This is a genomic window from Streptomyces hokutonensis (genome assembly GCF_000376565.1).
Taxonomy (GTDB): domain Bacteria; phylum Actinomycetota; class Actinomycetes; order Streptomycetales; family Streptomycetaceae; genus Streptomyces; species Streptomyces hokutonensis.
Window position 1 is genome coordinate 1 of sequence record NZ_BARG01000146.1, and the last position, 6,618, is coordinate 6,618.

General features: G+C 70.5%; 6 protein-coding genes and 1 pseudogene. 2 read left to right on the forward strand and 5 right to left on the reverse strand.

Annotated features, from left to right (window positions below):
- Positions 1-831: NAD(+)/NADH kinase (locus SSP08S_RS54215; RefSeq protein WP_019075994.1), on the reverse strand; the 831-nt coding region annotated here is incomplete at its 3' end.
- On the reverse strand, positions 828-1,874 hold the full coding sequence (locus tag SSP08S_RS54220; RefSeq protein WP_019075995.1) for an SPFH domain-containing protein: 1,047 nt from the start codon (positions 1,872-1,874) through the stop codon (positions 828-830). The genes SSP08S_RS54220 and SSP08S_RS54215, both read right to left, overlap by 4 nt.
- 160 nt (positions 1,875-2,034) lie before the next feature.
- On the opposite strand from SSP08S_RS54220, the gene SSP08S_RS54225 reads away from it, so the two are divergent.
- Together SSP08S_RS54225 and argF are read left to right on the forward strand one after the other, a co-directional pair.
- The gene (locus SSP08S_RS54225) at positions 2,035-3,258 is read left to right on the forward strand and encodes an arginine deiminase (protein WP_019075996.1); all 1,224 of its coding nucleotides are present in this window, start codon (positions 2,035-2,037) and stop codon (positions 3,256-3,258) included.
- Positions 3,259-3,335: 77 nt separating this feature from the next.
- Entirely contained in the window at positions 3,336-4,343 is a 1,008-nt protein-coding gene (gene argF, locus SSP08S_RS54230) for an ornithine carbamoyltransferase (protein WP_019075997.1), read from the forward strand.
- A gap of 23 nt (positions 4,344-4,366) precedes the next feature.
- Here the strand turns inward: argF and SSP08S_RS54235 are convergent, their stop codons facing one another.
- The 3 genes and pseudogenes from SSP08S_RS54235 to SSP08S_RS54245 all read right to left on the reverse strand — a co-directional run.
- Positions 4,367-4,822 (reverse strand): ATP-binding protein, encoded by a 456-nt coding sequence (locus SSP08S_RS54235; protein WP_019075998.1) that lies wholly within the window; start codon positions 4,820-4,822, stop codon positions 4,367-4,369.
- A 266-nt stretch (positions 4,823-5,088) separates the two neighbouring features.
- The gene (locus SSP08S_RS54240; protein ID WP_019075999.1) at positions 5,089-6,300 is read right to left on the reverse strand and encodes a sulfate adenylyltransferase subunit 1; all 1,212 of its coding nucleotides are present in this window, start codon (positions 6,298-6,300) and stop codon (positions 5,089-5,091) included.
- 2 nt (positions 6,301-6,302) lie between these two features.
- Positions 6,303-6,618 (reverse strand): annotated as a pseudogene (locus tag SSP08S_RS54245) (sulfate adenylyltransferase subunit CysD); the annotation flags it as partial.

The following is a 6,618-nucleotide window of genomic DNA, read 5'->3' on the forward strand; positions in this document are numbered from 1 at the left end:
CGCATCCCCCTCCATCCCGTCCCCGAACACAATCAACTGCTCCGACTCCACGGTGAGTTGAAGCGAAGCGGAACCGGCGAGCTCACCCGCCACCAACGACGTCCCCGTCACCGGCGAAGGCCAGGCCTCCCGTACGAACCACACCAGCCTGTCCTCCGAGGGGTGTGGCAGGGCGAGGGCACTGCCCCGCTCCTGCCACACCGACCGAAGCCACCCCGTGGCCCCGGTGCCCGTTCCCACGAGCACCCCGGAGGACGCCTGGGCCTCGACGACACCCCCGTCGCCCTCCAGGCCCAGGCGGTATCGGGCCGTCTGATGGCCGACGGCTCCCAGATAGATCTCGTTCAAGGCCACCAACCGCTGCGTGTCGTCGGCGACGGCCTCGACCATGGTGAGTTCGTCGACACCGGTGCCGGCCGCGAGCGCGGCGGGCAGCAGGACGGCGGCGTCCGACGGCCGGTGCCGGACCAGGACGCCCGGATTGCGCCCGGGGTCCGTGTCGAAGCCCAACACAGGCTGCCCGGTGAGGTACTTGGCGACGTTCGCGACCAGCCCGTCCTGCCCGACCACGACCACCACGTCCTCCGGCGCGAACAGGAACCGGTCCAAGTCGGCGCGCTCGACCTGCGTCTGACGCCAGGTCAGCGGTACCGCCGAGGAGACGTCGGCCAGCGCCCGCCGCGTCCGGCGGTGCCGTTCGGCGACCTCCTCGATGTCCCGGCCGCGCGACCGCAGGAAGTACGCGGCCTGGCCGTGCGTCCCGTGCCGGGCCACCAACTCCTCGTACTCCGTGGTCCGGTGGACGAGGACGACCCGCGGTGCGAGACTCACGCGCCGGCCTCGCCGCCACCGGCGCCGAGCCTGGCGAGCAGCCCCGTGAGCACGTCCGGCGAGATCGTGACGCTGTCGATGTTCGGCAGGTTCTCCGCGAGCCGCGTCCCGGTGAGCGCGTTCAGCGTGGCGACGTCGACATCCGCGTGCACCCGCAGCCAGGCCGCCTGGGCATGTGCCCGCGCGTCACCCACCTCGCGCGAACCCTCGGCCTCGGCACGGGCGAGCCGTACGGAACGCGCCGCCTCGGCGTCGGCGAGCCGTACCGTCCGGGTCGCCTCCGCCTCCGCGCGGACCCCGTCGGCCGCCGCGTGCTCCTCGGCCTCGCGGCGGGCGTTCGTGCCGCGCTGGTCGACCAACTGCTCCTCGCGGCGGGCGAGTTCGATCTGGCTGTCGAGCTCGTTCTCGGCGATCGCCCGTTCGCGCTCTACGGCCACCGCCCGCCGTTCGTAGGTGGCCTTGTCCGCCTCCTGCTGGATCTGCTCGCGGGCCGGGGTGCGCAGCGCCCGCTCCACCTCGGGCTCGGGCCGCAGCGCCATCACGCGGACGGCGACCACCTCGATGCCGGTGGCGGGGAGGCGGGGTTCGGCGCCGAGCCCGGCCGCGATCCGCTCCCGTACCGCCGTCACCCCGTCGACCAGCGCGGACGAGAGGGTCGTCCGGGCGAGGACAGCCAGCGCGTGCTGCTGGGCCGTCTCGGTCAGCAGGGTGCCCAGCTGCTCAAGGGGCGCGCCGCGCCACACGCCCGTGTCCGGGTCGACGGAGAAGTCGAGCCGTGCGGAGGCGAGGGCCGGGTCGCTGATGCGGTAGGTGACGGTCGCCTGGACCGCCACGTCCTGGAAGTCGGACGTACGGGCATGGAAGGTCATGGCCAACTCCCGGTCGTCGACCGGCACTTCGGAGAGCGCGGCGGTCAACGCGCGGAACCAGAAGCTGAGTCCGGGCCCGTCGTGCAGCAGCTTGCCCGAGCGGTGGTGGCGGATGTGCGCCGTCGGAGCCCCGCGCAGGTGGCGCCAGCCCAGGCGCCGGGTGATGTCGGCCATCAGAGTCCCTCAGATCCGGTCAGAAGATCCCGTGGGATCCCGCATCGATCTCGTCAGTAAGACGATAATCGCCCGGCGTACTTGTCGTCAAGAGGACGAGAACAAGTGGCAGTACGACAAGTAGGGGGTGAACTCGGTCGGAGATGGTCAGGATGGAGACATGGCACTCCATGTCGACTCCGAGACCGGGCGGCTCCGCCGCGTCATCCTGCACCGGCCGGATCTCGAGCTCAAAAGGCTCACCCCCAGCAACAAGGACGCCCTCCTCTTCGACGACGTGCTCTGGGTGCGCCGGGCGCGCGCCGAGCACGACGGCTTCGCGGACGTGCTGCGCGACCGCGGCGTCGCGGTCCATCTGTTCGGCGACCTGCTCGCCGAGTCCCTGGCGATCCCGGCGGCCCGGTCGCTCGTCCTGGACCGCGTCTTCGACGAGAAGGAGTACGGCCCCCTCGCCACCGACCACCTCCGCGCCGCCTTCGAGGCGCTGCCCGCAACCGACTTGGCCGAGGCGCTGGTCGGCGGCATGACCAAGCGCGAGTTCCTGGAGGCCCACGCGGAGCCGACCTCCGTCCGCTTCCACGTCATGGACCTCGACGACTTCCTCCTCGCCCCCCTCCCCAACCACCTCTTCACCCGCGACACCTCCGCCTGGATCTACGACGGCGTCTCCGTCAACGCCATGCGCTGGCCGGCCCGGCAGCGGGAGACCGTCCACTTCGAGGCGATCTACCGGCACCACCCGCTCTTCCGCACCGAGAAGTTCCACGTCTGGTCCGAGGGGCAGGCCGACTACCCGTCCACCATCGAGGGCGGGGACGTGCTCGTCATCGGCAACGGCGCGGTGCTCATCGGCATGAGCGAGCGGACCACCCCGCAGGCCGTCGAGATGCTCGCGCACAAGCTGTTCGCCGAGGGCTCCGCGCGGACGATCGTGGCGCTCGACATCCCCAAGCAGCGCGCCTTCATGCACCTCGACACGGTGATGACGATGGTCGACGGCGACACCTTCACCCAGTACGCGGGGCTCGGCATGCTGCGGTCGTACACCATCGAACCGGGCGTCGGCGACAAGGAGTTGAAGGTCACCGACCATCCGCCGGAGCACATGCACCGCGCGATCGCCGCCGCCCTCGGGCTGGACGGGATCCGGGTCCTGACCGCCACCCAGGACGTGCACGCCGCCGCGCGCGAGCAGTGGGACGACGGCTGCAACGTCCTCGCCGTCGAGCCGGGCGTCGTCGTCGCCTACGAGCGCAACGCCACCACCAACACGTTCCTGCGCAAGCAGGGCATCGAGGTGATCGAGATCCCGGGCAGTGAGTTGGGCCGGGGCCGGGGCGGGCCGCGCTGCATGAGCTGTCCGGTCGAGCGTGAGGCCGTATAGAAATTCGAGGTATCGTATAGAATTCCAATAGTCCCTGTTCTCGTGTACCCCTGTACCCGCACCGATGGAGCGCCCCCATGGCGACAGTCCCGACCGCCCTCGCCGGCCGCCACTTCCTCAAGGAGCTGGACTTCTCCGAGGAGGAGTTCCGCGGCCTGATCGAGCTGGCCGCCGAGCTGAAGGCCGCCAAGAAGGCCGGGGGCGAGACGCGGTACCTGTCGGGGAAGAACATCGCGCTGATCTTCGAGAAGACCTCGACGCGCACCCGCTGCGCGTTCGAGGTCGCCGCGGCCGACCAGGGCGCCTCGACGACCTACCTCGACCCGTCGGGCTCGCAGATCGGGCACAAGGAGTCCGTGAAGGACACCGCACGGGTGCTCGGCCGGATGTACGACGGCATCGAGTACCGCGGGGACAGCCAGGCCGCAGTGGAGGAGCTGGGCGCGTACGCGGGCGTCCCGGTCTTCAACGGGCTCACCGACGACTGGCACCCCACCCAGATGCTCGCCGACGTGCTCACCATGACCGAGCACAGCGACAGGCCGCTCAAGGAGATCGCCTTCGCCTACCTCGGCGACGCCCGCTTCAACATGGGCAACTCCTACCTGGTCACCGGCGCGCTGCTCGGCATGGACGTACGGATCGTCGCCCCGAAGTCGTACTGGCCCGCCGAGGAGATCGTCACCGCCGCCCGCGCGCTCGCCGAGCGGAGCGGCGCGCGGATCACGCTCACCGAGGGGATCGAGGACGGTGTCGCGGGCGCCGACTTCGTCGTCACCGACGTGTGGGTCTCGATGGGCGAGCCCAAGCAGGTCTGGGACGAGCGGATCGCGGCCCTCGCGCCGTACGCCGTGACCATGGACGTCCTGCGGGCCACCGGCAACCCGGACGTCAAGTTCCTGCACTGCCTGCCGGCATTCCACGACCTCGGCACCAAGGTCGGCCGCGAGATATACGAGACCCACGGCCTCGACTCGCTGGAGGTCACGGACGAGGTCTTCGAGTCGGCCCACTCGGTCGTCTTCGACCAGGCGGAGAACCGGCTGCACACGATCAAGGCGGTCCTGGTGGCGACGCTCGCCTGATCAGTCCTTGAAACGAGGGCCGGCTATCCCGCCGGACGCCACTGCGCCGGTACGACGGGCAGCCGGAACCACACCGCCTTGCCCGACTCGGTGGGGCGGTGGCCGCACGAGGAGCTGAGCGCGCGGATCAGCAGCAGGCCGCGCCCGTGCTCCTGCCAGGGGTCGGGCTCCTCGTCGGCGGGCTTGGTCAGAGTCACGGGCGGCTCCGGGTCGGGGTCGTGCACCTCGACGCGGCAGCCGGAGGGCAGCAGCTCGACCACGAGCTCTATGGGGGCGTCACCGGCGGTGTGCTCCACCGCGTTCGCGACCAGCTCCGCCGTCAGCAGCTCCGCGGTGTCACTGTCGGCCGTGTGCTTCACCTCGGAGAGAGCCGTACGGACCAGTGCGCGGGCCACCGGCACGGCCGCGGCGGTGTGCGGCAGTGCGATGCGCCAGGAGGCGGAGGCGGAGGGGCGTTCTTGCAAGGCGGGTCCGTTCATGGAGCAGGCTGTCCTGCTTTCAACTATATGAATGGTACGGCGCCCTTTGTCAGGGTCTCTCGGCGGGCACCGTACGGGACCTTCGTCCCGGTACCGAGCGGCATACCCGGTACAACGCCCTCTCTCGCACGACAGCTCCCCTTGTTACCGCGCTATTGACATCTCGTGACGGCTGCGACGACGACAGGTCATTTCGGCATGGCAGAAGAACGCCCTCGGGCCCCCGTTTCGAACGGGGGCCCGAGGGCGTAGCGGGGCGACGAGGATCAGGTCAGGTCGGCCATCCCCGCGGTGAGCGTGGCGCCGTCCGCCGGGTCGATCACCAGGAACGCGCCCGTGCGACGGGAGACCGCGTAGTCGTCGAGCGCGAGCGGCTCGGCGGTGCGCAGGGTGATCAGGCCCAGGTCGTTCGCCGTCAGCTCCGCGGCACCACCGAGATCGCGTACGACGGCCTTCACCGTCCGCGTCGTGTGCCGCAGCAGCACCCGGTCGCCGACCCGCAGCGGTCGGTCGGCCAGATGGCACACGGCGGCCCGGACGTCCTGGGTGAGCACGGGTCCGTCGGCCCCGGTGGTGATCATGTCGCCGCGCGACACGTCCCGCTGGTCGGCGAGACGGAGACTCACCGACTGCGGTGCGTACGCCGCGTCCGCCTCGGTGCCGAGCACGGAGATCCCGGTGATCTCGGAGGTCTCACCGGACGGATGAACCGTCACCCGGTCCCCGACCCGCAGCGAACCGGACACCAACTGCCCCGCGTACCAACGGACTTCACCGTCCCGGATGACGTACTGCACAGGGAAACGGGCCGGCGCGTCGGACGGCTCGGCGCCCACCGGGACGTTCTCCAGGAACTCCAGCAGGGCCGGGCCCTCGTACCAGTCCATGTGCGTGGAACGGTCCACCACGTTGTCGCCGACGAGCGCCGACACCGGGATCGGCGTGAAGGACGGCAGCCCCGACTCGGCCGCGTGGCCCGCGAATTCCTCGACGATCCGCTCGAAGACCGCCTGCTCGTACCCGACGAGATCCATCTTGTTGACGGCCAGCACCACGTGCGGCACCCGCAGCAGCGCGGCCACGGCGGCATGCCGCAGCGTCTGTTCCACGACACCGTTGCGCGCGTCGATCAGGACGATCGCCAGCTCGGCGGTGGAGGCACCCGTCACCATGTTGCGGGTGTACTGCACGTGGCCGGGGGTGTCGGCGAGGATGAACCGCCTGCGGGGCGTGGCGAAGTAGCGGTAGGCCACGTCGATGGTGATGCCCTGTTCGCGTTCGGCGCGCAGGCCGTCGGTGAGGAGCGCGAGGTCCGGCGCGTCCTGGCCGCGGTCGGCCGACACCCGTCGTACGGCTTCGAGCTGGTCGGTGAGGACCGACTTGGAGTCGTGCAACAGCCGTCCTACGAGCGTGGACTTGCCGTCGTCGACCGAACCGGCCGTCGCGAACCGCAGCGTGTCGATGGTGGTCGTGCTCATGGTTAGAAGTACCCCTCGCGCTTGCGGTCTTCCATCGCGGCCTCGGACAGCTTGTCGTCGGCACGCGTGGCGCCCCGCTCGGTCAGCCGGGAGGCCGCTATCTCGGCGATCACGTCGTCGAGCGTGGCGGCGTCGGAGTCGACGGCGCCCGTGCAGGACATGTCACCGACGGTCCGGTACCGGACCTGGCGCTTCTCGACGGTCTCCTCCGCCTTCGGCCCGCCCCACTCACCGGCGGTCAGCCACATGCCGCCCCGGCTGAAGACCTCGCGGTAGTGCGCGAAGTAGATGTCGGGGAGATCGATGCCTTCGCGGGCG